We start from the raw sequence: 26101 nt of genomic DNA, 5'->3' as shown, positions 1-26101 counted from the left end.
TTAGCGGTTTTTTAAGTTGAAAAATGAATAATTTAAATAGTCCACGGTGCACGCAAAACCGGGTTGATTAACCTGTTTGCGGCATCATCATCTATAAATACCTGCTTTACGGGATCAAATTTTAGCGAACGTCCTAAACGTAAAGCAATCAATCCCATATTGATGATATTGCAAGACCGGTGACCATTCTGCTCATTCAATGCAAATTGCTGCCTGGTTTTAACCGCCTGCGTAAAATCAGTCATTTGCGGTGCGGGATCAGGGAAACTGGCCAGTTTTCTTTCCAGGTCCGGAATATCCGACTTAAATCCAGGATAGAGTTTACCCTTTGGCCCTTCAATATAAGGTACATTGGTATCCTTTCCTTCACCATCCAGAATAATCTGGCATCCATCTGCATAAGTATAAGTAATTCTGCGCCAGACACCTACTGCATCTGTATGCTGTTGCGGCGCATCTATTTCAACTGAAACCGGACTGGTATCGTCCTTACCCAGAAAATACTGGATCGGATCAATATAGTGCTGCCCCATATCACTTAATCCACCCCCATCATAATCCCAGTAGCCTCTAAAAGTCTGATGTACACGATGCGTACTATAAGGCTTATACTGTGCAGGGCCCAGCCATGATTCATAATCTAATTCTGCAGGTACAGGCTCAACAGGTAAATTATCTTTTCCTACCCAGTAAAATTTCCAGTCAAAACCGGTATGCTTACTCACAGTTACTTTCAAAGGCCAGCCAAGTAACCCACTATCAACCAATTTCTTAATTGGTTTCACAGGGGTTCCCATTCCATAAAAATCATCCTTAAAGCGAAACCAGGTATTCAAACGGAAGATCCGGCCATGTTGCTGAACCGCTTCCATTACCCTTTTTCCTTCACCTATACTGTGCGTCATCGGCTTTTCACACCAGACATCTTTGCCAGCATTTGCCGCATCAACAGACATAATACCGTGCCAGTGCGGAGGAGTCGCAATATGTACAATATCCACTTCAGGAAGTTTGATCAGTTCCCTGTAATCACTAAAAGTTTTTACGCCTTTATCCAGCATTGGCAAAGACAATGCAAGATGTCTTTTATCAACATCACAAATTGCAACTACTTGTGTACCATCATAAGGAAAATGATTCCGGCCCATTCCGCCGACACCGATAACAGCTTTAGTTAGTTTGTCACTTGGGGCTATAAATCCATTTCCTCCAAGGACGTATCTCGGGACAATTGAAAATACGGCAAGTCCCACCGCCGTTTTTTTAATGAAGTTTCTTCTTGAATTTGGTTCTTCAGGTTGCATATATATATTATTTGGTTAGGTTTCATATATACTATTGTAAGGATATTGTTCAGTTTTTTTTATTTTAATACGTTCCCCACCAACCTTAAAATCAGCATCTCTCTTATTCCAAATATAATATTATTACCGAAAAACCGATGTATCATTGTTGATAAATAGCAAATTGTTAACAGAAAGTTAAAGCACCAATTAAGCGTTATTTTCACTAACATTGCACGAAAAATCACTTAAAGAATTACCAATTAAAAATACAATCAACAACATGAAGAAAATCATCCTGTTATTCACATTTATTTTATTCACCGCTACTTTATCATTTAGCCAGGATAAAGCTACTTACAGAGAAAGTTTCAAAAAGATGATGATTGCTAATGGATCTGAGCAAACTTTTAAGACCGTAATTGATCAGATGGTCAGCAATTATAAAGCAGAAAGACCAGAAGTAAAACAGGAAATATGGGATGGGCTTGGCGAGACTTTTCGCAAAGTCGGCATCGAAGAACTTTTAGATTTGTTGTTACCAGTTTATCAAAAACATTTGTCACTGGAAGATATCAATAACATGACTGCATTTTATCAGACCCCAACCGGAAAAAGATTTGCACAAAAAACTCCTGCCATTACACAAGAATCCATGCAGGCCGGACAAGTATGGGGTCAGAAAATTGGAGAAGAATTCGCTAAAAAGATCGAAGAAAAAGGAAATTAATTCAGACAGATCTTAGTCTTGTTAAAATCAAAGCTCACCTTATTCAAGTATAAAAGACTGAGCATATAACTGATCATCTCTGCCTGATCTACCTGGACAGGCAGAGAGAATTCATAAATGTTTTCAGGAACATTGTTAACGTTACAAGTTTCAAAAATCACATTAACCATTTTCGGTGTACGTTGTCCATACAACTCATAAGGAATTACCGTTATTTTTTTACCTACCTGTCTGGTTTGTAAATTCGTTTTAAAGAAAAGACAGCTATGGCTATAAGTGACCAGTCTTTTATTGATTATCAAGCGCTCTCTTCCGTAAAGCTTCCACAAGCTATGCCGTAAAAAGAAAGCTAAAAACAGAATACCCGCAAAAGCCACTGCAGGCATCCGGAAAAACACAGCAAGAACTGCCATTCCTAAAAAAGCCAGGTTACTACTGATTAAAAGAATCCGGTGCGTCATACCTATCCGGCTCTTAACCGTAATACACACATTATTTCCATCATAATCCAGGCTTAAATCATTCGGGCTCATCTTCAATCCATCAATTTCATAGTTAAAAATAAGGATTTACCTTCCCGGAAACATCAATACAATGTAAAAAACCCAATTTTCCAACCAAAGTATCATCCATGGTATATATATTTGTTTCATGAAGATCGAAGATGAATTACAACATCAGTTTTTTAGTGCTCAACAAAGAGTGAGTACCAATATCATCTTCACCGCCAACTGGATTTTAAACAAGATTTCTGTTTCTTTAAAACCAACAGGCCTGTCTCTTCAGCAATTCAATGTGCTGAGTATTTTAAATGGGCAGCCAGCGCACACCGCAACAGTTAATCTAATCAAAGACCGTTTAATTGACCGGATGCCAAATGTATCAAGGCTATTAAACAAATTAATGGAAAAAGGATTAATTCAAAAAGAACGAAACCTTTCCGATCAACGCGTTGTTTATGTTAAACTGACTCCTGCTGGAGAAGAACTAAGAATACAAGGAAGGCAGATCTTAAACAATATTTCTGTCGGTATCAGCGACGAAAACGCAGATTTATTAAATGAACTTTTAGAAAAAATGCGGCCTTAAAAAAATTTACCTAAATATAATCCATGGATTATAAATCCAGGGGGATAATAAATAGAATAATTGAATTAATACAAGTAACTATGAATAATGTAATCACTTTAAATAGCAGACCTGTTGGAAAACCACAGCTTGACAACTTTAAATTTGTCACTGAACCTATACCAGTAGCAGGTGAAAATGAAGTCTTGTTAAAAACGCTATATGTATCTGTTGATCCCTATCTGAGAGGCAGGATGAACGATTCAAAATCATATGTACCCCCTTTTCAACTACATGAACCTGTTCAATCCGGTATTATTGCTGAAGTTGTCGAATCTAAACATGCCGGATTTGCTAAAGGCGACTTTGTTTCCGGCGGTTTAGCCTGGAAAGAATTTCAGGTTTCTACCGGAAAAGGTCTTTCAAAAGTTGATCCTGAAGCAGCCCCCCTGACTGCCTACCTCGGTGCATTAGGCATGACCGGTTTAACCGCTTACCTCGGCTTAACAGAAATCGGTCAACCAAAAGCAGGCGAAACACTGGTTATTTCAGGTGCCGCTGGTGCGGTAGGAAGTATTGTCGGACAAATTGGTAAAATACTAGGTCTGCGGGTAGTTGGAATTGCCGGAACTGATGAAAAAATAGCACTTCTAAAAAACCGTTTTGGCTTTGATGAAGCGATCAATTATAAAACAACAACAGATATGAAAGAAGCCATTGCAGCTGCATGTCCGGATGGGGTAGATATCTATTTCGACAATGTAGGCGGTGACATTTCTGATGCAGTTATGGCAAATCTTAACAGATTTGCGCGTGTTCCAGTATGCGGTGCTATCTCTTTGTACAATACAACAGAGGCACCGATGGGGCCAAGGTTACAACCAATTCTGGTGACCAGAAGTGTATTAATGCGTGGATTTATTGTGTCAGAATTTGCTGCTAAATCACAAGAAGCAATTACACAACTATCAAAATGGCTGAAAGAAGATAAATTAAAATATACCGAGACTGTTGTTGAAGGATTCAATAATATTCCGGGAGCCTTTATGGATCTTTTTGAAGGTAAGAATGAAGGTAAAATGGTCGTAAAAATCTAAAAATAAATATCATGAAAGTTTTAATTGTATTAACCTCACACAGTGAATTAGGTAACACAGGTGAAAAAACCGGTTTTTGGGTAGAAGAATTTGCAGCACCTTATTACGTACTGGCAGACGCAGGCGCTGAATTGACATTAACATCTCCAAAAGGCGGTCAGCCACCTATTGATCCTAAAAGCGAATTACCTGATTTCCAGACCGAAGCAACTCACCGCTTTGATAAGGATACTGAGCTACAAGACAGATTAGCACAAACTATAAAATTAAGCGAAGTGAATGCAGCTGACTACGACGCTGTATTTTACCCAGGTGGCCATGGACCAATGTGGGATCTTGCAAATGATACGACTTCTATTCAATTGATAGAAACCTTTCTTCAACAACAAAAACCAATTGCCCTGGTTTGTCATGCACCAGCAGCTTTAGTAAAAGTTAAGGATGAAAATGGTGATCCTCTGGTTAAAGGTAAACAGGTAACTGGCTTTTCCAATTCTGAAGAAGATGCTGTTCAACTGACTGATGTCGTTCCATTCTTATTGGAAGATGAATTGAAAAGATTAGGCGGAGTCTATAGTAAAGGTGCTGATTGGGGCCCATATGTAAAAAAAGATGGTTTATTAATTACCGGTCAGAACCCAGGTTCCTCACAAGAAGCAGCTTTAGAATTATTAAAAGCACTAAAAAAATAGCTTGATTCTATTTAATCCACTCCAAAAAGTAAACGCTCCGATAAATACTCCATCCTGAACGTGCGGAATATATTTTTCTAAACATTTCCTGTAGTATACTGTTACTTAGATATATCAACAATTAAAAGGAATGGGATTATTAAAAACAGCGTTAATTGGAGCCGCAGTTTACGGTGCAATTAAGTATATAACAAAGAAAGATGCCTTTGGCAGATCTATAGTCGACGATCTTCAGGATAAAGCTCCTGAATGGGTGGATAAAGCTAAACGCTTTAAAGATGATATAGAACAGAAATACAATTCAGAGCTTGACCCCTACACGGAAGTCAAACCATAAATAAAAAAGAGTGCTCAAATGAGCACTCTTTTTTTATGCAGCAGATTTAGCGCATTAATTATAATGTTCCCTTTCAAACGCCTTCCATTTTGCAATCATAAAAACCTTAAAACGTTCAGGGATTCCTGCTTCATATTTCATCGTTCCTGGAATTTCCCCGCCAATATTCACAGAAGTTGTTCCTCTGATCACATATTTATTCTTATTCTCCAGCATAATCAATTTCATCACTTTATTATCAACTCCACCCGTACAAGTTAAATGATAAGCAAAAGTACATTCAGCAACCCCATCCGCATTGAGGTCAGTAATAAACAAAGCGCCAGGAATAAACCTGGTTACAATATCTACCGGACAGGAGTTGATCTGATCATTTACAGTGGCGATTTTAGTCCATGCAGTACCCTGCCTCACATAGTGATAAACATGTAGCTCCGAATCTCTGTTATCTGAAAATTCTGCCGAATCTGCTGAGGCGAACTCACCAGTTTCAGTAAGCAGCAAAAGATTGTCGCCCAATTTATCTTTCCAGCTCATCACTTTAACAGGTTTCCCTTGATACACAATAATAGCAGGCAAATCTGCAGATTTTAAGGTATCACTTTCAATTTCAGCAGATTTCTTTTGACCAGGATCAACAAGCGAACTGTCATTTTTAGAAACATTATCCTTATTGTCAGCAGTATTTAAACGACTGCAAGCATACAATAAAAGGATAAGTACAACTACAGCGCCAGCACGTAAGCCAGCACTCAAAACGGAAGAAAGCGGTCTGTTCATAGCCCATAAAGCTATAATTTAATCTGCATACTCAGAAAAAACTGCGCGCATCTGCCGGAACAATTTATTCACAAGCAGCTTTTTAGTATATTTTACTTATTCGGAGAGCGAAAGCCTATAAAATCGCAACATATTTACCCCAATCAATACTACAACTACTCAAATCCGGGAAATAACAAAAAAATCAACCGCTATTATTGTTTACATTTGGGTACATCAACACCGTTCTCCCCGATATTTTTCTACCATGGCTATAAATTCCAGTAAGCAATATATTATAGCCATTGGAGCATCTGCCGGTGGTCTTGAAGCGATTTCCTCATTCTTTGACTATACGCCGCTAGATGCAGTATCTTATATTGTAATCCAGCATCTATCTCCTGATTTTAAAAGTCAGATGGTGCAATTACTCAGCAGACACAGTAAACTGCATATCATAGAAGCAACGAATGATATTGAAATAGAATCTAATAAAGTATATCTGATACCAAGTTCTGATTTTATGCAGATCGAGAACGGAAGGCTTATTTTATCCGAGAAAAAAGATAAGCCGAGGCCTCATATGACCATTGACCATTTCTTCATTTCCCTGGCAAAAGAACAGGGAGATAAAGCTATAGCAGTCATCTTATCCGGCAACGGAAATGACGGTACAAAAGGAGCGGAAGCCATTAGGAAAGCGGGCGGTATCGTTATAGTTCAGGATCCCGGAACTGCCGCATATAAACAAATGCCAATGGCAGTCATTACTGCTTCAGTTGCAGATAATATACTATCTCCCAAAGAAATGCCTAAAATTATAGAGGATTATGTAAACAAAGGAGAATCAAGAGAACCAACCTTCCCTAAAGAGCAGGAAATCAGTGAAAACGGGCATATAGAAATTATTAATTTAATCAAACAAACCCTGCCTTTTGACTTTACAAATTATAAGCATCCCACTATATTACGCAGAATCAAAAGGAGGATGGAACAACATCATATTGAAGATGTTACCAATTACTATACTTTTTTACAGCAAAATCCTGAAGAAATAGAGTTGCTTGCCAATGACTTCTTAATCGGAGTAACCAGCTTTTTCAGAGATCCGGAGGCTTTCACTACTATTGAAGAAAAAGTAATCACGGATATTGTCAATAATAAAAACCCCGGAGATATTATTAAAATATGGGTTGCTGGTTGTGCAACCGGCGAAGAAGCTTACTCCTTAGCCATATTATTAAGAGAATATTTAGATCAGAAACAACAGCTGACAGAGGTGAAAATTTTCGCAACCGATATTAGTAAATCTTCTTTGGAATTTGCCTCAAAAGGAGTTTATACAGCAGCCCTGGTCAAAAGTATAAGGCCAGACAGATTGAAATTCTTCAACCGGGAAGGAGAACATTATAAGATCAAACCGGAGATCAGGAAAATGCTTATTTTTGCACATCATGATCTGGCTAAAAACCCTCCATATTGTAATATTGACCTGATTAGTTGCCGCAATCTGTTAATCTACATGAATGCCACTTTGCAGAAAAAAGTATTTTCTATGATGTATTTTGGCTTAAAAAAAGATGGTTATCTATTTTTAGGGCCAAGCGAAAGTGCTGCAGTTTTGCAAAATAACTTTTCGGAAATCAGCAACAAATGGAATATACTCAAACGCAATAAAAATGGAAGCACTATCCGCTTCGATATATTCCCATCACCAGTTATTGAAGGAATAAAAAATACCACAATGGAAATCAGCAAGAAAACTATAGCCCCTTTGTCAAAATTAGCTGCTACGGATGAGATCAATAAAGCACTATTAGAGGAATCAGGATTCAGAGGTGTTTGTACAGATGAAAATTTAAAGGTTATTTACTCTTTTGGTGATCCGGCAGTTTATCTCAAAAATGAACTTTTCAACTTTGACCTCAATGAGCTGATTCCTGACCACATAGCAATTGCTTTTAAGGCAGCCGCTCACAAATCCCTCAAACTAAATCAAAGAGTTGTACTTAAAAACCTTGAATTTGAGCTTAAAGACGAACCGTTAAATCGTATGGTTGATCTGGTGATTAAACCCTTTCTGATGGCTAAATCCACCACAAAATTGTTACTGGTCTTGTTTTTAGATAAAAAAAACAAGAAAGACATGGATAGTCATGTACTTGATAATAACGTTTCTCAACTGACTACAGAATATGTAACTAACCTGGAAAATGAACTTGCAGAATCAAAACATCAGCTGGAAGTGGCACATGACTGGATCGCTTCTTCCAATGAAAACATGCAGTCTTTTAACGAAGAGCTTTTATCTGCCAATGAAGAAATGCAAAGCGCGAATGAAGAATTACAATCTTTAAATGAGGAACTACAAACTATAAACAAAGAGCAACATTACACGAACGCCGAACTTGCAGAATTAAACGATGACCTGAACAATTATTTCCGCAGCAATTCAAACGGACAATTATTTGTAGACCACGATCTATTGCTTAAAAAATTCTCACCGGCAGCAGTTGAGCATATTAACATCCGTGATAGTGATATTGGACGCCCATTGAGCAATATCACGACCAATATTAAGATGGATGGATGGATAGACGATATCAAAGAAGTAATGTTCATCAACAACACAATTGTACGCGAGGCAAAATCTGAAAAAGGAAAGATCTATCAGATCATGACCATGCCTTATATCAGAAAAAACAGTACAAAAGCAAGTGGAGCAATTATCAGCTTTTATGACATTACAGAATTAAAAAGTTTATCTTCCAAAATAGTAATCAGTAATGAAGATCTGCTTAAAAAAAATGAACAAATCACGGAAGTCAATGCCGAACTCCTGGAGCGCAACGAGCAGTTAAACAACTCCAAAAGATATACTGAAGAAATATTCAACACCATACACGATCCTCTTGTCATTCTGGATAAAGAACTTAAGGTATTACGCGCATCTGAAGGCTTTTTTCACATGTTTAAAGTAAAAGAAGAAGAAACCCAGGGTGTATTTTTATATGACCTTGGAAATAAACAGTGGGATATTGCTGCGCTGCGTTTTCAGTTAGATAATATTTTGCCGCAGGAAGGCCATTTCAAAGCCTTCGAAGTCGATCATGTATTTCATCAGATTGGACGCAGAATTATGCGTTTAACTGCCAGACAATTTGACACACACAATCAGGAGAAATTAATCTTATTGGCCATCCATGATATAACGGACAAAAGAAAAGTAGAAGAAGGACTTGCAGAAGCAGAGCGATTATTAGAAGAAAGTAAGGAAAGATTACAGTTTGCGATTGAATCAGCAGGTATAGGGGCCTGGGATTTTAATCCTTCTACTAATGAGCTCATTTGGGATAACCGCTGCAAAGAATTATTTGGGCTCGCACCGGGTGACTACATTGACCAATCTATTTTTATGGCTCATATTGCTCCGGAAGACCGTGTAATGGTCGAACAAAAAATGGATGAAGCCCTAAAGGGTATATCTGATGGAGAATTTAATACCGAATACCGCTCTCTCAGATCAAAGGATCAAAAACAACGCTGGATAAAATCAAAAGGTAAAGCTTATTTCAACAGTAAAAATCAAGCTATACGTTTCATTGGAACCGTGCTGGATATTTCCATCGAGAAAACGCAGGAAGAAAACACTAAAGAACTTCTACTAAAAAAAGATGAATTTATAAGTATTGCAAGTCACGAACTGAAGACGCCTATCACCAGTCTTAAAGCGGCCCTGCAATTGTTAGTGCGGATGAAAGATAACCCATCCCCTACCATGCTTCCTATTTTGTTAGACCAATCTACCAGGAGTATGGAAAAAGTAACCAGCCTGATTGATGATTTATTAAATGTAACCCGGCTCAATGAAGGACAGATCGAATTGAATAAATCTACTTTTAATATAGCTGCCTTACTCAATGCATGTTGCTCGCACGTCAGGATAGGCGGCAAACATGAACTCATCGTACAGGGCGATGAAACTATTGAAGTCTTTGCCGATGAAAACAGAATAGACCAGGTTGTAGTCAATTTTGTGAATAATGCAGTTAAATACGCACCGCTTTCCAAAAACATTTACATGATTATCTCTAAAGAAAATGGGATGACCAAAGTATCCATAAAGGATGGTGGCCCTGGTATTCCTGAAGAGAAAAGACTTTATCTATTTGACCGCTATTACCGTACAGACTATCAGGGGGGACAATATTCCGGCCTTGGCTTAGGTCTTTATATCTGTTCAGAGATTATTAAACGTCATGGTGGCAATATTGGTGTGGACAGTGAAGTCGGTAAAGGCACTTCTTTCTGGTTTACATTACCCTGAGATAGCAATTAATCTTATTATTACAGGAATCAGTTTTTTTGCTTTCTTTTTTTGGTTTAACTGGCTTAAAACTTTTCGACTTTTCAATTTTACCTGTAGTATCCATCTTGTTTATCGTGGTCAGATTTGAATAAGCCATTCCAACTACACTATCAAAGGTAAAAGAATCGGTCGTTTGTTTGCATCCTGCGCTGATAAATACCATTAAAGCAAACAACATCAGTAAAAGTCTCATACTTATTATATAAATATTCATTGTTCGATAAATATTTATATAATAAAGCAGATAAAAAAATTTACTACACCAACTACCATTTAGCCTACATCAACTTAACGTTAATGTCAAAAAAATAGACTTTTTTATCACTTTCCAGCAACAGGAACAACTTTCATTCCTAATATAGTAATGGCAAAGTTAAAAGTCTTCGATTCCACACTCCGAACGCCTTTGCTCAATAATGGAGAACCAATAACATGAGTTCCAGCTTCAGGAATTGCCGATTTTATTTTAAGTGCAGCAGGCGTACCCAATTCTTCAAACATATTCAACATCGCATCAACCTTTACTGTTTTATCCTGATGCTGTTCATTCTTATAATAATACAGCATTAAAACTGGTTGTCTGACCTGTTCATAAGTCTGCTTCGTATTAGACGTTTCTATAAATTCCTGTAATTGCGGAACAGCCTCCAGACGATACTGACTATACCAGTACTGCAGTACTTTTGGATCTGTATCAGCAGTCTTTTTTGAATACATACCTCCCATTACCTTTCGGATCAACTGGAGCCCCCATGGCTTATTAGTTAACCAGGCAGAACCATCATTGATGGCAATATTAGGGGAATAAAGAATAACTCCTTTAATTTCAGGAAAGTTTGCAGCTAACCTCAGCGCTAATGCACCTCCAGTAGAAGTTCCCATGATGATCACCTTTTTACCCAATTTTTTACCAATCGCATAAGCTTCAAGGGTAGAGGCCCATAGTTTCTCTGGTGTAAACTCAAGCATGGCGTCCTTGCCTTTCAGCCCATGTCCGGCTAGTCTGGCCAGATAAAGGTTACAACCAAATTTCCGGGCAAAATCGCGGTGCACAGGATCTCCTTCACCCTGACTTGCAGTAAATCCATGCAAATATACCAGCGCATATTCAGTTTGCTCTTTATGCGTACTGTCAGCCCAGACAATTCTTGCTTCATTAGCCGTTTTCACAGGAAGTTTTGCTTCCCTTTGATTAATATAGGTATCCAGCTCCGTAAGCTGACCCGGGACTTCTGGCAATGTATTTACATAAACAGGAGTAACAGGCTTAGGGCCTGAAAAATAAACAACTACCAGCAGAAGTATCAGCACTCCCAGACCTATAAGGATTTTCATAACAAGCGTTTTGTGACCGTACCAAAATTAGCATTTTTAATTTATTATAATTAAACCTGTCAGATATAGTGACAATTAATTATACTTGTTTAATTAACTTAGAATTATCAACAATTATCATCTCACGATCAATGAACCAAAAACCATCGAATGCATTTATAGGAGCTTCCTGGGTAGCTTTAATGGTAGGATTCGCAGCCTATAACATCGGCCTTTTCAATGCAACAATGTTATTGAATGAAAAAGGATATTACTTTACCATCCTTATTTTAGGCGTCTTTGCTGCTATATCCGTACAAAAATGTGTACGCGACCGCCTGGAAGGAATTCCGGTAACCAATATTTATTATGGAATAGCCTGGTTCTGTACTATACTTTCACTTGCATTACTGTCAATAGGCTTGTGGAACGCAACACTGGCTTTAAGTGAAAAAGGATTTTATGCGATGTCATTTGTGTTAACAATCTTCGCAGCTATTGCTGTACAGAAGAATACCAGGGACAGTCTTGGAGCTGAGCCTAAAACAACTAACGACACTACTAATTTCTAATTAAAAGACCTGAATTCTATAAAGACTTTTTCATTCCTTTATAAAATTCAGGTCTTCTTTTTATAGCACATCGGTTAAACCGATTCTTTCAGCGTCGTAAAATAACGTCTGTGATAATTAATCTGCCCGGTGTGATAAGATAAATGAGCTAAAAGATGGATTAAAACATATTCAACAGTCTGCTGCTCATTAACCAACTTTATTTCTGCGGGATAACTGTCATTCAAAGCCTGATCTGTCAGCGATGAAATCGCACCAGCAATAACCTCCTGCAATTGATCAAACGCTACTATCAATTCATCCTGCGTAAACAACCGGTCATTAAACTCCGCATCCCGGTTTCTTTCATAATTGATATGTCCGAACGGATTGCCGACAAAGGCTTTCAGATTACCAATCAAATGTTGTAATAGATGACCACCAGAATTGGTTGTTCCTGGCAATACTTCCCATAAAGACTGATCATCAGGATACTTTTTCAATTCCTCAGTAACTCTGATCAGATCACGTTTATATAATTGCGTATAAAATTCAGTATTCATTTCGTTTTATTTTTAAAACAGGACGTCCTGTAAATCTGGATTCTTATCAAAAACACTCTTTGCAAAAGGACATAAAGGCAGGATTTTCACATGTTTGGCCCTTGCATATTCCACAGCCTCCATTACCAGTTTTTTGCCCACTCCTTTTCCTGAAAAATCAGGACTTACTTCAGTATAGTCAATAATAAGCTTATCCGGCCCAGCCCATACATAAGTCATTTCTCCAGCCAGTTTTCCATCTTCAATCGCTTTAAAAAGGCCCTTTTTCTCGTCGTTAGTCTGTTCAATATTCATCTCGTTTGTTTTCTATAACTGAATTTATTTCATGTCCGAAGCTATTTAAGCTAATGACAATACTAAGGCCTGATCTGTTTTCCCTGTTCTGGAAGAGGGACAAACTCTGTTTCGCCCGGAACCGGAGGAAATGACTGTTCAAGCCAATGCATTTTTGCCTGTTCGATCCTTTCTTTGCTGGAAGCCACAAAATTCCAGTAAATAAATCTTTCTTCTGGAAATGGCTCCCCACCAAAAATATATACGGTCGTATTTTCCTGCATTTCAAATTCACAAAGCTGACTGTCTTTAGCAATCAGTATTTGTTTTGGCCCATAAACATTTCCTTCACTTTCAATAGCTCCTTCAAGGATATATAAAGCACTTTCACCATAAAGGTATTCACCAATTTTAACAGTCTGGCGGGTAGTTGTTTTCAATTCCAGAAAATACAACGGACTAAAAACAGGTACAGGAGATTTTTTGCCGAAGGCCTCTCCGGCAATCAGCTTAAAAGAAACCTCACCAGTTTCCCATACCGGCATTTCATTTTCTTCAATATGATAAAACTCCGGAGCCATTTCTTCCTTATCTTTCGGCAGAGCTACCCAAATCTGGAGTCCATGCAACATTTTATCTGAGTGCCGCAAATACGCCGGTGTACGTTCTGAATGCACAATTCCACTACCTGCTGTCATCCAGTTTACCTGACCCGGCTTAATTTCCACTTCATTGCCTAAACTATCTTTGTGCATAATACTGCCTTCAAAAAGATAAGTCAATGTCGAAAGGCCAATATGCGGATGAGGAGGTACATCCAGATTTTCATGATCACTTAAACACACCGGGCCCATATGATCAATAAAAGAAAACGGGCCTACCATTCTTTTCTCCCGAAAAGGTAGCAACCTGCCTACCATAAAATTGCCAATATTGCTTGCTCTTTCTTCTATAATCAGTTTAATATTTGACATCTTAATCTTGTTTTTTAACAGAACTAAGATAGGATTAATTGTTTCCTCCCAAATCGCAAACTATAATTCTTTTCTGATACGGCTCAACTGCGTTGGCGTGATTCCGAGATAAGAAGCAACATGATGCTGTTTAAGCCGCTCGTTCAGACCAGGATACATGACCTGGAAGGTTAAATAACGTTCCTTAGCATTTTGATACTTTGCAGTAATCTCCAAAACCTCTTTAGCTACGATCCAATGCCTTTCCATATAGTTAATATAGAACATAGCCAGGTCAGGGAACTTTGCGATCAACTGCTGAAAACAAGAGAAATCATATTCCAGCACCTCTGCATCTTCAAGCGCACAAATATTAAACAAACTGGGTTTCTTTTGAAGCATGGCCGACGTAGAAGCAACAAATGAATGCTCAGCGAAAAACTTCTTAATGACAATATTACCTTCCTCTGTAGTGTAATAATAAGAGAAAAGACCTTTTTTAACAAACGCAACTGTTTTTGGAACACTGCCTTCTCTGAGTAGAAAGCCATGTTTTGGAATGGACTTACTCCGTACTATTTTGACAACCTCTGTTATACAGGCAGCAGATAACGGCGCGTAACTGTTTAATGCTTTAACGAATGAATCCATCCTTGTATTTACCTAAATACAAAGGTGATACTTTTCATCCGGATATACACCAGTTACGCAGCCATTAATGCTTATTTAACGTCAAAACATCACCTAATTCAACGTCAGTTTTCAAAGATTGAATTTAATTCTTACCAATTAAACCAATCCTCAATTACTTAGCCGCAGCCATCACCGCAGTAGCATCAATTTCAATTAACATCCCATCTAAAGCCAGTCTTGGAACCGGAATTAGCGTATTTACCGGGAACTGCTCATCAGGCCAGACTCTTTTACCTTCTTCAATCAGTATTTTGTGTTTATCTGCATCATAATCGACGACCAGTGTCGTCAATTTAGCAATATGTTGCAGCTGCAGCCCCTTACTTTTTAACGCAATAGCCAGATTTTCAAAAGTATACTTCACCTGTGTCCTGAAATCTGCGCTCAATTCTCCTTTACTGTCCGTTCCTGCCTGTCCGCCAACAAATACCAATATACTATTAGCAGGCACAGTAGCTACATGAGAATACCCATGCGGACGCGGATCATAAAGCCCTTTAGGATTTGTAATTTCTTGTGCTATCACTTGTTGAGTTAATAAACCTAGTGTTGTCATCATTAATAACGATTGAATAATTTTCATAATAATTTAGCTTAAGATTGGATAAAATAGTTGTGCAGAAACAGCAATTGAAAAGCCGATGCTTTTGACCAGTAAGCAGTATCATGTGCCCCAGGACGCTCTGCATAATCATGCGCAATTTTAAGTTTGATCAGTTTTTGATGTAAAGACCTGTTGACTTCCAGCAAAGGATCATCAATCCCGCAATCAATCATCAGCTTTAATTCATTGTTCTTCAAAGAAGACACGGTATAATTCACCGTATGCGCTTCCCATTCCTTCTGATGCTTATTATATTCACCAAGGCTTTTTTCAATACCATAACCACTTGCAAAAGGTCTGAAATCTACTGCCCCGCAAATACTCCCAGCAGCTCCAAACAAGTCTTTATGGCGTATAGCGATAAAAAGCGCTCCATGACCACCCATACTCCACCCACAAATAGCTCTTTTTTCTCTGACAGCTAATGAGGGATAATTTTTATCCGTGTAGCCCATCAGCTCCTTACTCACAAAAGTTTCATACCGCAATTGCGCATTAACCGGACTATCAAAATACCAGCTGTCAAAACCACCATCTGCAAGTACAAAAATCATTTGATAAATTTCTGCCTGTGCAGCCAGATCCGGAATATCCTGTTTGATAGTTCTGATTGCATTCCCACTGTAACCATGCAGTACATAAACAACCGGAAACTTTTTACTCTCCTTTGTTTGGTCAGGCGTGATAAAAACACAGCGGATCTCTTTTTTCATAGCCTCGCTATAAACTGATACGGTATCTATTTTTGCTGCAAATGCAGAACCCGCAAACAGCATTGCTATTAAAAGCCCTGATAATTGTTTCATATTTCTTAATTTGCAACAAAGTACCGCCTAATTTATCTGCAAAACATTTACATATGTTGATGAAACGGGGAAATTATAAAACTTGTGATGAGAAGCCTTTTTACCTTTATTTTATTCTTTGCGATGTCTCCATCTTTATCCGCTCAAAATACCTTCAAACAAAAGCAGCTCACCTTTGAAAGAGTAAAAACTGCATACGCACAAAAATGGGCTGGTTTAAAAGAAGAACTGCATCAAAAAGGATTTAAAGATAAATTCGAAGTACACCTGGAAGCCTACAAAAGCGAAGGCAAACTAGAAGTCTGGTTAAAGAACAGTAATCAGGCTAAATACAGCCTGTTCAGAACATATGATTTCAGTGCACATTCAGGCACTTTAGGACCAAAGACTAAAAAAGATGACTTGCAAACACCAGAGGGCATCTATTTTATTGACCGGTTTAATCCCGAAAGCAGATTTTACTTATCCTTAAGAATAAATTACCCAAATGCAATTGACCTGTTAAGAAGCGGTCAGCAAAACCCTGGGTCAGATATTTATATTCATGGTAACCAGCTTACTGTAGGATGCATCCCTTTGACGGATGATAAGATCAAAGAAGTTTACGTAATCTCAGTGGAGGCCAGTAATGGCGGACAAGTACAAATTCCTGTTCATATTTTTCCTTTTAGAATGACAAAGGAAAATATGAACAAAAAAACAGCCATTTTCCCGCAGCACAAAATATTCTGGAAGACACTACAACTGGCTTATGACAATTTTAAGAATTTTAAAACTACGAGCTGAAAGCCCGACAGTCTACCTCTCTGCTATCGGAGACCATGTTTCTTGCAAATGATGCCATTTCAGCTTTCCGTCCTCCGCTCTGACGAAGAAAGCAGTCGCAATTCTTTTATTATCCCCCTCTTCCCTATATTGAAATTCTGTGTAAGTCATCAATACACTATCAGCTTGTACATACTGTGCTTTAATGTCTTCTACCTCTACAGAAATATCGGGTTTCAACCCATAAACTGTAGGTAACCATGCAGATAATTCTTTAAAATTCACGGCTGCACCACCCGGCGTAATCATGATAAAATCCGGGTGAAACATATCTAGTATCGCATCCTCTGCTGCTTTGTTTCCTTCCACATCACTGCGAAACCATTCTCCAATATTTTGTATAAAAAGGTTAATCTCTGCTGTTGCCTCTGCGATGATATCCATAGCTATTGTTAATTAATTTTTGCTGCCCCGTGCATCAGTTTATAAAAATAGTATTATTTATTTCAATCCGGAGTCAGGGTAAAATCAAATCAGGTTGTCACAAGATAAACCACAAGAAAATGACTGTCCATCCAAACAAGCTATTCGTCAATACCTGTTCCCTGCTGGTCAATTGTTCTCTTGCAACCAAAACTCACACCCTAATTTAGTAATCTTATGACAAGTCATATTCACCCATGTATTATGTTCAGCGGCTTCCTATCGATTGCCCTGGTTCTGGCTATCATCATCGTTATTTATTTATTAAAACTTGTCCACGAATCTTGTGAAGAATAAACTTTTCAATCAGCTGTACCCCTTTGTCTTCTTCCCGATTTACCTGGTTAGCCTGCTTCCTCATTCCATAGCAAAATTAACCATTGGAAGATTTCTTTATTTTATTTCCTACCGGATATTCAGGTATCGCTATAGTGTAGTCCTGCAAAACCTATCCAGAGCATTACCCACTAAATCTTACCACGAGATCCAGCAAATTGCAAAAGATTTCTACAGGCATCTGGTAAGCATGGCCATTGAAACCATTAAACTTTTCTCTGCCAGTAGCCAGGAAGTGGATAAAAAAGTACAACTGGTCAATACGGAATTACTGATTAGCTACCATCAGCAAAACAGGAACATTATTGCTGTTCTGGGGCACTACGGCAATTGGGAATACTTAAACATACTCCCCGCGCAACTCCCCTTTAAAGTAAATGCAATTTACAAACCACTTTCTAATCCATTGATGAACAGACTGGTTCATTACGTAAGAGGGCGTTTTGGAATGCAGCTTGTTCCAGCAAACCAGGCACTCAGGCATCTTTTAAAACAAAAAGATAAACCACAACTGTCCATTTTCATTGCCGATCAATTTCCAGGCAGTTGTGAACAGGAGAAATTTGATTTTCTGCATCAATCTACCAATATGTTTAACGGCGCAGAAAAGCTCGCCATTGCCACCAATTCAGCAGTTGTTTACCTGGAGATGAAAAGAAAGCCCGATAACTGCTGGGAAATAAGTTTTTCCCTGATTACTGAATCTCCAAAAGAAACCAGTAACCAGGAAATTACTAAATGTTTTGCCAACCAACTTCAGCAAACTATCAAAACAGATCCTTCCTGCTGGTTATGGTCTCACAGAAGATGGAAGGCCTGACAAGTTACTTCCATCCCCCTCCAAGCGCTCTGTACAAAGAAACAGTAGCCTGTAATTGTTGTAATTGATCATTAACCTGACTCAACTGTGCAGCCAGAAAACTTTGCTGAGCAGTTAATACTTCCGTATAATTTGCAGAACCATACCTCACCAAAGCCTGCGTATACTGTACTGATTTTTCCAGGTTCTCCAACTGACTTGCCCTGGTAATTTTCTTTTCTGAAGCCTTCTGGTAAGAATACATCGCATTCGAAACCTCTTGCCCTGCAGTCAAAATTGCAGTCTGGAAACTCAACACAGCTTGCTGCTGCTGTTCCAGGGCAACCTTTAACCTCGTTTTATTCGCTCCTTTATTGAATATAGGTTGCATTAAACCGCCAGTCAAACTACCAATCCATGATCCCGGACCAAAGAAACTGCTATAACTCGTATAGCCACCACCCGCCGAAATTGTTAACGAAGGATAAAAATAAGTCCGCGCAACATTGCTCAGTTCAAAGGCATTTTTAAAACCATATTCCGCAGCCTGTACATCCGGCCTGTTGGCTAACAACTGTACAGGAACACCTGTCTGCAGCAAAGTAATCGGATGAATCTGATCAAATTTACTCCTTGCAACAGGCCCCGGAACATTGCCCAGCAATAAGTTCAGCCCATTCTCAGTCTCCCTGATCGATTGCATCAGATCAGGGATTGTAACTGCGACAGCATATTTACTAGACTCACTTTGTACCACTGCCGCACCAGTTACCACATCTGCGGTTTTCAGTTTTTTCATGATATCGACAGTACTCTGCCAGTTTTTTAAACTTTGCTGGGTAATCAAGAGCTGATCATCCAAAGCCAGCAACCGGTAATAACCGGTCGCAATACTTGCAACCAGTTCAGTTTGAACAGCCCTCGCATTCGCTTCAGCCTGCAATAAAGAAGCCAGATTAGCACGTTTTGCGCTGCTCAGCTTTCCCCACAAATCAGCTTCCCAGCTTGTAGTAAGCTCCGCCTGATACTGGTAAGGAATAACACTTTTCACTTCATTCTGACTGGAAGAAGTTGTTGCGATTGCACTTGCATCACTATTTAAAGAAGGCAAAAAAGCCATTTTACTTTGTTCAAAATAAGCCTTAGATTGACGAATACGCGAATAAGCAGCCTGTAAATTCAGATTCCGCTGGATACCTTCACCAATAAGCTTCTGTAATAAAGTATCCGTAAACATCTCTTTCCAATGCAGATTTGCAATAGTGACCGTATCGGCGGCTACATGTTCTCTGTATAAACCTTCCATATCGACAGCCGGTTTTTGATAAGGCTTAGTGACTTTACAGGAAGCGAATAATACAATAATCAACCCAATGACAGGCAGATAAATTTTCAAGTATGAGTTCATAATTACGAGTTCCGGTAATTAAATTATAATTTGTGATCGGGTTTCTTCTTCAACTTCTCCTGAAGCGTTTGAAACACAATAAATAAAGTCGGTGTAATAAACAACCCGAAGACTGTTCCAATCAACATCCCGCCAACAGCTCCAACACCAATAGAACGGTTACCATTTGCTCCGGCACCAGTTGCCAGCATCAAAGGGACCAGTCCTAATATAAACGCAAAGGAGGTCATTAATATAGGTCTGAGCCTCGCTTGTGCACCTTTCACCGCAGCCTCTACGATCTCCATGCCCGAACGCCTCCTCTCTACAGCAAACTCTACAATCAGGATCGCATTTTTAGCCAGTAATCCGATCAGCATGACCAGGGTAATCTGGACATAGATATTATTGCTGATGCCAAATAAATGGGCAAACATAAAAGCTCCCGCAGTACCTACAGGTATGGTCAGCAAAATAGATAAGGGCAATAAATAACTCTCATATTGCGCACTCAGCAGTAAATAAACAAAGATTAAGCAAAGCAGGAAGATGAAAATTGTCTGGCTGTTTCCAGCAAGCTCTTCCCTTGTAATCCCTGAATATTCGTAACTATAACCAGCAGGTAATGTTTTTGCAGCAACTTCCTGTATCGCAGCGATTGCCTGTCCCGAACTATAAGAAGCATTAGGTGTTCCGTTAATACTGATAGAGTTATACAAATTGAAACGGGTGATCGCCTGTGGCCCATAAGTTTGTGTCAAGGTAAAAAACTCCGTTACCGGAACCATTTGTCCATCAGGTGTACGTACAAAAACTCCATTCAAACTTTCAGGAGTCATCCTATATTCAGGCGATGATTGTACCATCACCCGGAACTGTTGTCCGAACTGGTTAAAGTTTGACGCATAAACCCCTCCAAAGTATCCTTGCATCGCAGAAGTAACATCCACTACATTCAACCCAGCCTCTTTGATCTTGGGAACATTCATATTCATCAGATATTGAGGGAAATTCGGATTAAAAGAGGTCGTAGCAAACTGTATTTCAGGGCGCTCTGACAAAGCCGATAAAAAGTCTTTACTTGCTTTATAAAATGCTGGGATTTCACCACCAGTTCTGTCTTGCAACTGGAAAGCAAAACCATTCGTAGTTCCAAAACCCTGTATCGTTGCCGGAGCAAAAAACTTAACCTCGGCCTCTGTAATATCGGAAGACTTCTTAATCAACTCACTGATAATTGCCTGCACATCTCTTTTCCGCTTATCCCAGGGAATAAGCCGCATCACTACGGTCGCATAATTACTACCTGTTCCAGAAAGCTGCCCACGACCTGTAATGGCCAGTACATTATTGATTTCCGGAATGGTATGCGCCAATTTCTCTATTTTACGGGTCACCATATCTGTTCTTTCCAGCGAAGCACTTGGCGGTAAACTGATATTACAATTGATTGCGCCCAAATCTTCATTCGGTACAAATCCTGTTGCCGTATTTTTAGCCAGGAAAAATAAGGCAACCATAAAGAAAGCCAATATCGAAAGCGGAATCCATTTCTTATTGCTAAAAAAGCCAATTGTATTGGCATACTTAGTACTCATCCGTTCAAAACCAGTATTAAAAGCCATATAGAATTTCTCCATAAAACTCATCTTAGCCTTTCCCTTTTCGTGATGACTCTTTAAAAATAATGCACAAAGCGCAGGACTAAGCGTTAACGCATTAATCGCTGACAAGATGATCGCAATAGCCAGCGTAAGCCCAAATTGCTTATAAAAAACCCCCGATGACCCACTAATAAAACTGACGGGAATAAATACAGCAGACATCACTAAAGTAATAGAAACGATTGCACTTGAAATTTCGCCCAAAGCATCAATACTTGCTTCCTTTGCCGAAGTATACCCGCTGTCCAGCTTCGCATGAACCGCCTCGACGACGACAATTGCATCATCCACCACAATACCAATCGCCAGGATCAGCGCGAAGAGTGTCAATAAATTAATCGTAAACCCAAATAGCTTCAGAAAGAAAAATGTCCCTATAATGGCCACGGGTACAGAAATAGCCGGAATAAGAGTAGAACGGAAATCTTGTAAAAAGACAAACACAACCACAAACACCAATATAAATGCTTCAAATAAGGTATGCAGCACCTTGTCGATGGAGGCCGTCAGGAAGTCATCTACACTCTGCAGGACGACGTAATGTATCCCCTTGGGAAAGGTTTTAGAAGCCTTGTCCATTACTTTAAGCGTTTGCTGAATTACTTCACGGGCATTTGAACCAGCTACCTGCGCAACGTTAATAGATACAGCAGGGTGACCATTAGTTCTTGTGCTGTTAAAATAACTCAACGCACCAAGCTGAATCCTTGCAATATCCTTTAGCCTTAACAAACGGCTCCGGTCATTGGAACGGATCACGATATTTCCAAACTGCGCAGTATCTACCAGTGTACCCGGATATTTAATAACGTATTGAAAGGCTTGTCCTCCACGCTCACCAAACTGCCCCGGAGCAGCCTGTATATTCTGATCAGAAAGAGCCGCAGTAACATCTGCAGGTACCAAGCCATAAGAAGCCATGGCCTGAGGATTAAGCCAGATCCGCATAGAATAATCCATCTGACCAGAGGCAGAAGCATCTCCCACCCCCTGAATCCTTTTCACCTCTGGTACAATATTAATATCTACATAATTCTGTAGAAAGGTCTGATCATAAGCCGGGTTATCACTATAAACCGAAAAGATCAATAAGGTACTGGTTTGTTTTTTCTGAACCGTAACACCTGCCTTGGTTACTTCCTGAGGTAATAAAGGGGTAGCACGGGAAACAGCATTCTGCACGTTCACGGCAGCCATATTCGGATCACTACCAATTTTAAAACTTACAGTTATATTTCCTGACCCATCGTTACCCGCAGTCGAGGTAATATAATCCATATCTTCAACCCCATTAATTTGCTGTTCAAGCGGCACAATTACACTCTTCAGTACCACATCGGCACTTGCACCGCTGTAGTTGGCTGAAACCTGGACAGTTGGAGGTGCAATATCAGGATACTGGGAAATCGGGAGGGAAACCAAGCCCAGTATACCCAGGGTAACTATAATAATAGAGACCACGGTTGATAACACCGGACGTTCAATAAATAGCTTTAACATATGCTGATATTTCTTAAATTAATTTGTTGGTTTAATTTCCAATCCTTCTCTCAGGTTTGAAATACCATCTGCCACTACCCTGTCACCCACTTTCAGCCCTTTCTGTATCACATAAGAATCATCTGTACTGGCTGTAGTTGTAATTTCTACAGAATTTACCTTGTTTGATTTATCCACTACATAAACAAATAATTTTCCCTGGATCTGGTAAGTAGCTTTCTGTGGCACCAGTAAAGCAGAATTAATTGTTCTTGGAATCCTGACCACGGCACTGCTACCACTACGCACCAGTCCATCATGGTTAGGAAAAGTCGCTCTCATATTAATAGAGCCTGTTTGTGCATTGATTAAACCACTTGCAGTTTCCACTTTTCCCGCAGCCGGCAGCACATTTCCATTCGCCAGCACCAAATTAACCGGAGGCAGCGTCGTTAGTTTTTGCTGCATGGTCACCCCTTTGGCGGCAAGAAAAAAGTCAAGGCCCTGTCTTTCATTGATCGAGAAATACGCATAAATACTTTCAATATTTGACACCGTAGTCAGCGGATTAGCAGTAGTACTGCTCACCAGACTTCCGATTTTATAAGGAAGGATACCAATTACGCCATCAACAGGACTAAAAATCTGCGTGTAGCTCAGATTTGTTTTTGCATTATTCAATGCAGCATTGGCCTGTGCAAGCGCACCCTGTTTCGATTCGAGTGTATATTTTGCCGACTCCAGCTGATAAGGGCTCACAATATCTTCATCTACCAATGGCTTTACCTTGTCCACATTCATCCTTGCTGCATTGACATCTGCCTGCGCTATTTTGATATTGGCTTCAGTTGTTTTCACATCCTGTTCATATTGCGGCGCATTAATTCTAAAAAGAAGCTGCCCTTTTTTTACTGATGCACCTTCATCAACAAAAATGTCTGCTACATATCCATCTATTTTTGGACGTATTTCAATATTCTGTATTCCCTGTATAGTTGCAGGATAATCAGAATAGATATCAGCTGTTTTGGGAGCGAGCGTAATTACGGGGTAGGGTTTAACCTGATCGCCTGTCTTATCTTTACCTTTATTATTTCCACAAGAGGAAAAGATAACCAGGGAAGCCAGAATGGCTAAAGGAGTTTTGAAAGTGTTCATGTCGTCTTCAGAAAGAATCATAGTCAATAAAATTGACCATATACAAGATAACCATATTAACCCTTAACGAGTTAACTGGAATTAAAAAAAACAGAAAGAATAGAATCCGTCTGTTAACCTATACTAGCAGTAAGGAGGGGCACGCAGCGGGAGCAGCCGGAATTCATGGCCACTTAGACTTTTTGTAGTATATAATACCTGGTAAGCTTGTACAACGACAAGAACAGGTGGTACCAAATCAATCTTAAAATTTGCAGACGGTAAGATAATATGTTGAAAATCCTCTTCAAAACAAAGCAATCTGCAATGCATAACTTTAGCCCTGCACATAGGAGTTTTTAAATTCCCGATCTCAGTAGAAGCACCTTTGTGAAAAAAACCATCCGCATATCTTGCAATCACTCTTCCGTTTAAGCCAAAAACAATGACTACCATCAGGGTAATTTTAATTAAGATATTGAGTGCTTTTTGCATTTTCATCAAAGGGTAGACTATATAATGTCTGAAAGGTTCAAATATATTTAAAAATTCTGTTTGAATACTGTAGACTAAAACGAAAAAATAATATATTTTGTTTCAAAACCGACCTTTTTATTATTGTCGCAAATCCCCCCTTAATTTGTCTTTAACGCCTGCTTTATTCAGAAAATTTGGGTGTAATTTTATAAAAAACCAAATCTGTTATGAATATCAAAAGCATTAAACTCATTTACTGGATCTCAACAGTACTGCTGGCACTGTTTATTTTACCTGGAATTTTCTTCTTGAATACGCCGATGGCACTTGAAGGCACGCAGCATTTAGGACTCCCATACTGGTTTCATCTGGAGGCCGGCATCGGTACTTTTATCGGAGGGTTGATTTTGCTCTTGCCCAAATTACCACCGCGTTTAAAAGAGTGGGGCTATGTGGCCTTAGGTATTGTCTACCTGTCAGCACTCATAGCCCACCTCTGTATTGACGGAGTTATTGCAATGTCATTCACTCCGCTTATCGCATTTGCGATCTTACTGATTTCTTATTTATGTTATCATAAACTATTAAAACACGCGAATCCTTAAGCTCAGCTCAAAATTACCATCAACGTAACCCCGCAATGCTGAAGTACCAGAGGTATAAGAACCACTCAGGTTTAATCCCCGGTACTGCATGCCCAGGCCGAAAGTAAAACTTTTTGTCGAGTGATACAGGCCATATACATTGACTCTTTTATTGGCAAAAATAAGATTTGCACCTGCGTCAAATATATCATCGTATCCCTTTACTCCCCTTAAGGCTACTTTAGGTTCAACATCTACCCCTTCTTGCCCCTCACTGATTGCCAACCGGTAACTTGCTGCAGTATAGAAAGTAGCCTGATCTACTAAGTTATTCAGGTCATTTTTATGAAATACACTTTTAAGATTAGGTAACGCAGCTTGTAAAGTAAGTCTGCTAGCGGTATAAGCAATACCAAAATCACCATCAACATAAGTTGAGCGCTGATTATACTGACTAATCCCTACATCAGTCGGATCACCATTCACCAGATTTTCATTCAATCTCTCATTCGAGAAACCAAAAGATAAACCAAAATGTAATTGATCACCTTTTCCATTGAGTGGCAAATGATAAGCATAAGAAGCCACTGCTCTTGTCCAGCGCTGCAAACCTATTTTATCATTACTCACATTAATCCCCAATCCCATTCTGTCGGTAACCCCATAATTACCTGTTACCGATTGGGTAACAGGTGATCCAGGTACACCATTCCATTGTGCACGGTAAGCCAGATTAAAAGCCAGCCCGCTATCAATTCCAACCATCGCAGGATTACCCAGATATTGATTCTGATAATACATTGCTGCCAGTGGATTCAATTGCGCGTAAGACTGTTTAGCAGTAAATAAAAACAGCCCCGTGATTAATCCCCATATTGCTAGATTCCTTTTCATAACT

At 39.2% G+C, this 26101-nt stretch carries 27 protein-coding genes; 10 read left to right on the top strand and 17 right to left on the bottom strand.

From position 1 onward, the window contains the following. Positions 1–32 precede the first annotated feature (32 nt). Positions 33–1304: a Gfo/Idh/MocA family oxidoreductase gene (locus tag ABIB30_RS10365; protein ID WP_354301719.1), complete on the bottom strand. Its 1272-nt coding sequence runs from the start codon at positions 1302–1304 to the stop codon at positions 33–35. 262 nt (positions 1305–1566) lie between these two features. Here ABIB30_RS10365 and ABIB30_RS10360 point away from each other — a divergent pair, with 262 nt between their 5' ends. Beyond that, positions 1567–2013 carry a DUF2059 domain-containing protein gene (locus tag ABIB30_RS10360; RefSeq protein WP_354301717.1) on the top strand — a complete coding sequence of 149 codons (447 nt, stop codon included), beginning with the start codon at positions 1567–1569 and terminating at the stop codon, positions 2011–2013. Here the strand turns inward: ABIB30_RS10360 and ABIB30_RS10355 are convergent. Beyond that, entirely contained in the window at positions 2010–2546 is a 537-nt protein-coding gene (locus tag ABIB30_RS10355; RefSeq protein WP_354301715.1) for a hypothetical protein, read from the bottom strand. The genes ABIB30_RS10360 and ABIB30_RS10355 overlap by 4 nt on opposite strands. A 118-nt stretch (positions 2547–2664) precedes the next feature. Here ABIB30_RS10355 and ABIB30_RS10350 point away from each other — a divergent pair, with 118 nt between their 5' ends. The 4 genes from ABIB30_RS10350 to ABIB30_RS10335 all read left to right on the top strand — a co-directional run bounded on the left by ABIB30_RS10350 (position 2665) and on the right by ABIB30_RS10335 (position 5207). Then, positions 2665–3102, top strand: a complete 438-nt coding sequence (locus tag ABIB30_RS10350) for a MarR family winged helix-turn-helix transcriptional regulator (RefSeq protein ID WP_354301714.1) — start codon at positions 2665–2667, stop codon at positions 3100–3102. A gap of 80 nt (positions 3103–3182) precedes the next feature. Continuing rightward, the gene (locus tag ABIB30_RS10345) at positions 3183–4178 is read left to right on the top strand and encodes an NADP-dependent oxidoreductase (RefSeq protein WP_354301712.1); all 996 of its coding nucleotides are present in this window, start codon (positions 3183–3185) and stop codon (positions 4176–4178) included. A gap of 11 nt (positions 4179–4189) precedes the next feature. Beyond that, positions 4190–4870, top strand: a complete 681-nt coding sequence (locus ABIB30_RS10340; RefSeq protein WP_354301710.1) for a type 1 glutamine amidotransferase domain-containing protein — start codon at positions 4190–4192, stop codon at positions 4868–4870. Positions 4871–5000: 130 nt separating this feature from the next. Then, positions 5001–5207, top strand: a complete 207-nt coding sequence (locus ABIB30_RS10335) for a hypothetical protein (protein WP_068401833.1) — start codon at positions 5001–5003, stop codon at positions 5205–5207. Positions 5208–5261: 54 nt separating this feature from the next. Here ABIB30_RS10335 and ABIB30_RS10330 read toward each other — a convergent pair whose 3' ends face one another. Beyond that, a complete protein-coding gene (locus tag ABIB30_RS10330; RefSeq protein ID WP_354301707.1) occupies positions 5262–5987 on the bottom strand; it encodes a M949_RS01915 family surface polysaccharide biosynthesis protein in 726 nt (241 codons plus the stop codon). 247 nt (positions 5988–6234) lie between these two features. Between ABIB30_RS10330 and ABIB30_RS10325 the strand changes: the two genes are divergently transcribed. After that, entirely contained in the window at positions 6235–10293 is a 4059-nt protein-coding gene (locus tag ABIB30_RS10325; RefSeq protein ID WP_354301705.1) for a CheR family methyltransferase, read from the top strand. Here the strand turns inward: ABIB30_RS10325 and ABIB30_RS10320 are convergent. Next, positions 10280–10528, bottom strand: coding sequence for a hypothetical protein (locus ABIB30_RS10320; protein WP_354301703.1), 249 nt, complete (start codon positions 10526–10528; stop codon positions 10280–10282). The two genes, ABIB30_RS10325 and ABIB30_RS10320, sit on opposite strands and share 14 nt — an antisense overlap. 128 nt (positions 10529–10656) lie before the next feature. Then, positions 10657–11670, bottom strand: coding sequence for an alpha/beta hydrolase (locus ABIB30_RS10315; RefSeq protein WP_354301702.1), 1014 nt, complete (start codon positions 11668–11670; stop codon positions 10657–10659). 131 nt (positions 11671–11801) lie between these two features. Here ABIB30_RS10315 and yiaA point away from each other — a divergent pair, with 131 nt between their 5' ends. Then, positions 11802–12221 (top strand): inner membrane protein YiaA, encoded by a 420-nt coding sequence (yiaA, locus tag ABIB30_RS10310; protein WP_354301700.1) that lies wholly within the window; start codon positions 11802–11804, stop codon positions 12219–12221. 74 nt (positions 12222–12295) lie between these two features. Here the strand turns inward: yiaA and ABIB30_RS10305 are convergent, their stop codons facing one another. The 6 genes from ABIB30_RS10305 to ABIB30_RS10280 all read right to left on the bottom strand — a co-directional run bounded on the left by ABIB30_RS10305 (position 12296) and on the right by ABIB30_RS10280 (position 16092). Beyond that, positions 12296–12763 (bottom strand): DUF1572 family protein, encoded by a 468-nt coding sequence (locus ABIB30_RS10305; protein WP_354301699.1) that lies wholly within the window; start codon positions 12761–12763, stop codon positions 12296–12298. A 12-nt stretch (positions 12764–12775) separates the two neighbouring features. Then, complete coding sequence (locus ABIB30_RS10300; RefSeq protein ID WP_354301697.1) at positions 12776–13057, bottom strand: GNAT family N-acetyltransferase; 282 nt, start codon at positions 13055–13057, stop codon at positions 12776–12778. Between the two features lie 62 nt (positions 13058–13119). Further along, the gene (locus ABIB30_RS10295) at positions 13120–14010 is read right to left on the bottom strand and encodes a pirin family protein (RefSeq protein WP_354301695.1); all 891 of its coding nucleotides are present in this window, start codon (positions 14008–14010) and stop codon (positions 13120–13122) included. Between the two features lie 60 nt (positions 14011–14070). Then, positions 14071–14640 (bottom strand): Crp/Fnr family transcriptional regulator, encoded by a 570-nt coding sequence (locus ABIB30_RS10290; protein WP_354301693.1) that lies wholly within the window; start codon positions 14638–14640, stop codon positions 14071–14073. A gap of 154 nt (positions 14641–14794) precedes the next feature. Then, positions 14795–15265 (bottom strand): RidA family protein, encoded by a 471-nt coding sequence (locus tag ABIB30_RS10285; RefSeq protein ID WP_354301690.1) that lies wholly within the window; start codon positions 15263–15265, stop codon positions 14795–14797. An 11-nt stretch (positions 15266–15276) separates the two neighbouring features. Beyond that, positions 15277–16092, bottom strand: coding sequence for an alpha/beta hydrolase (locus ABIB30_RS10280; RefSeq protein ID WP_354301688.1), 816 nt, complete (start codon positions 16090–16092; stop codon positions 15277–15279). Between the two features lie 87 nt (positions 16093–16179). Between ABIB30_RS10280 and ABIB30_RS10275 the strand changes: the two genes are divergently transcribed. Continuing rightward, positions 16180–16878: a L,D-transpeptidase family protein gene (locus ABIB30_RS10275; protein WP_354301686.1), complete on the top strand. Its 699-nt coding sequence runs from the start codon at positions 16180–16182 to the stop codon at positions 16876–16878. Between the two features lie 12 nt (positions 16879–16890). Here ABIB30_RS10275 and ABIB30_RS10270 read toward each other — a convergent pair whose 3' ends face one another. Further along, the gene (locus tag ABIB30_RS10270; protein WP_354301684.1) at positions 16891–17301 is read right to left on the bottom strand and encodes a nuclear transport factor 2 family protein; all 411 of its coding nucleotides are present in this window, start codon (positions 17299–17301) and stop codon (positions 16891–16893) included. 325 nt (positions 17302–17626) lie between these two features. Between ABIB30_RS10270 and ABIB30_RS10265 the strand changes: the two genes are divergently transcribed. Beyond that, on the top strand, positions 17627–18496 hold the full coding sequence (locus tag ABIB30_RS10265) for a lysophospholipid acyltransferase family protein (protein ID WP_354301682.1): 870 nt from the start codon (positions 17627–17629) through the stop codon (positions 18494–18496). 4 nt (positions 18497–18500) lie between these two features. On the opposite strand, the gene ABIB30_RS10260 is transcribed toward ABIB30_RS10265, so the two are convergent. The 4 genes from ABIB30_RS10260 to ABIB30_RS10245 form a co-directional block, all read right to left on the bottom strand. Then, positions 18501–19883, bottom strand: a complete 1383-nt coding sequence (locus ABIB30_RS10260) for a TolC family protein (RefSeq protein ID WP_354301680.1) — start codon at positions 19881–19883, stop codon at positions 18501–18503. A gap of 23 nt (positions 19884–19906) precedes the next feature. Further along, complete coding sequence (locus tag ABIB30_RS10255; RefSeq protein WP_354301678.1) at positions 19907–23026, bottom strand: efflux RND transporter permease subunit; 3120 nt, start codon at positions 23024–23026, stop codon at positions 19907–19909. An 18-nt stretch (positions 23027–23044) separates the two neighbouring features. Next, on the bottom strand, positions 23045–24184 hold the full coding sequence (locus ABIB30_RS10250; RefSeq protein WP_354301677.1) for an efflux RND transporter periplasmic adaptor subunit: 1140 nt from the start codon (positions 24182–24184) through the stop codon (positions 23045–23047). 102 nt (positions 24185–24286) lie between these two features. Then, the gene (locus ABIB30_RS10245; protein WP_354301675.1) at positions 24287–24643 is read right to left on the bottom strand and encodes a hypothetical protein; all 357 of its coding nucleotides are present in this window, start codon (positions 24641–24643) and stop codon (positions 24287–24289) included. 203 nt (positions 24644–24846) lie between these two features. Between ABIB30_RS10245 and ABIB30_RS10240 the strand changes: the two genes are divergently transcribed. Beyond that, the gene (locus tag ABIB30_RS10240) at positions 24847–25224 is read left to right on the top strand and encodes a DoxX family protein (RefSeq protein ID WP_354301673.1); all 378 of its coding nucleotides are present in this window, start codon (positions 24847–24849) and stop codon (positions 25222–25224) included. Here the strand turns inward: ABIB30_RS10240 and ABIB30_RS10235 are convergent. Continuing rightward, a complete protein-coding gene (locus ABIB30_RS10235; protein WP_354301672.1) occupies positions 25204–26097 on the bottom strand; it encodes a PorP/SprF family type IX secretion system membrane protein in 894 nt (297 codons plus the stop codon). The two genes, ABIB30_RS10240 and ABIB30_RS10235, sit on opposite strands and share 21 nt — an antisense overlap. Between the last annotated feature and the right edge of the window lie 4 nt (positions 26098–26101).

The sequence above is a fragment of the Pedobacter sp. UYP1 genome (genome assembly GCF_040547305.1).
GTDB lineage: Bacteria > Bacteroidota > Bacteroidia > Sphingobacteriales > Sphingobacteriaceae > Pedobacter.
Note: the sequence above shows the minus strand (reverse complement) of the source record. Positions and strands in the feature narration are given on the sequence as shown.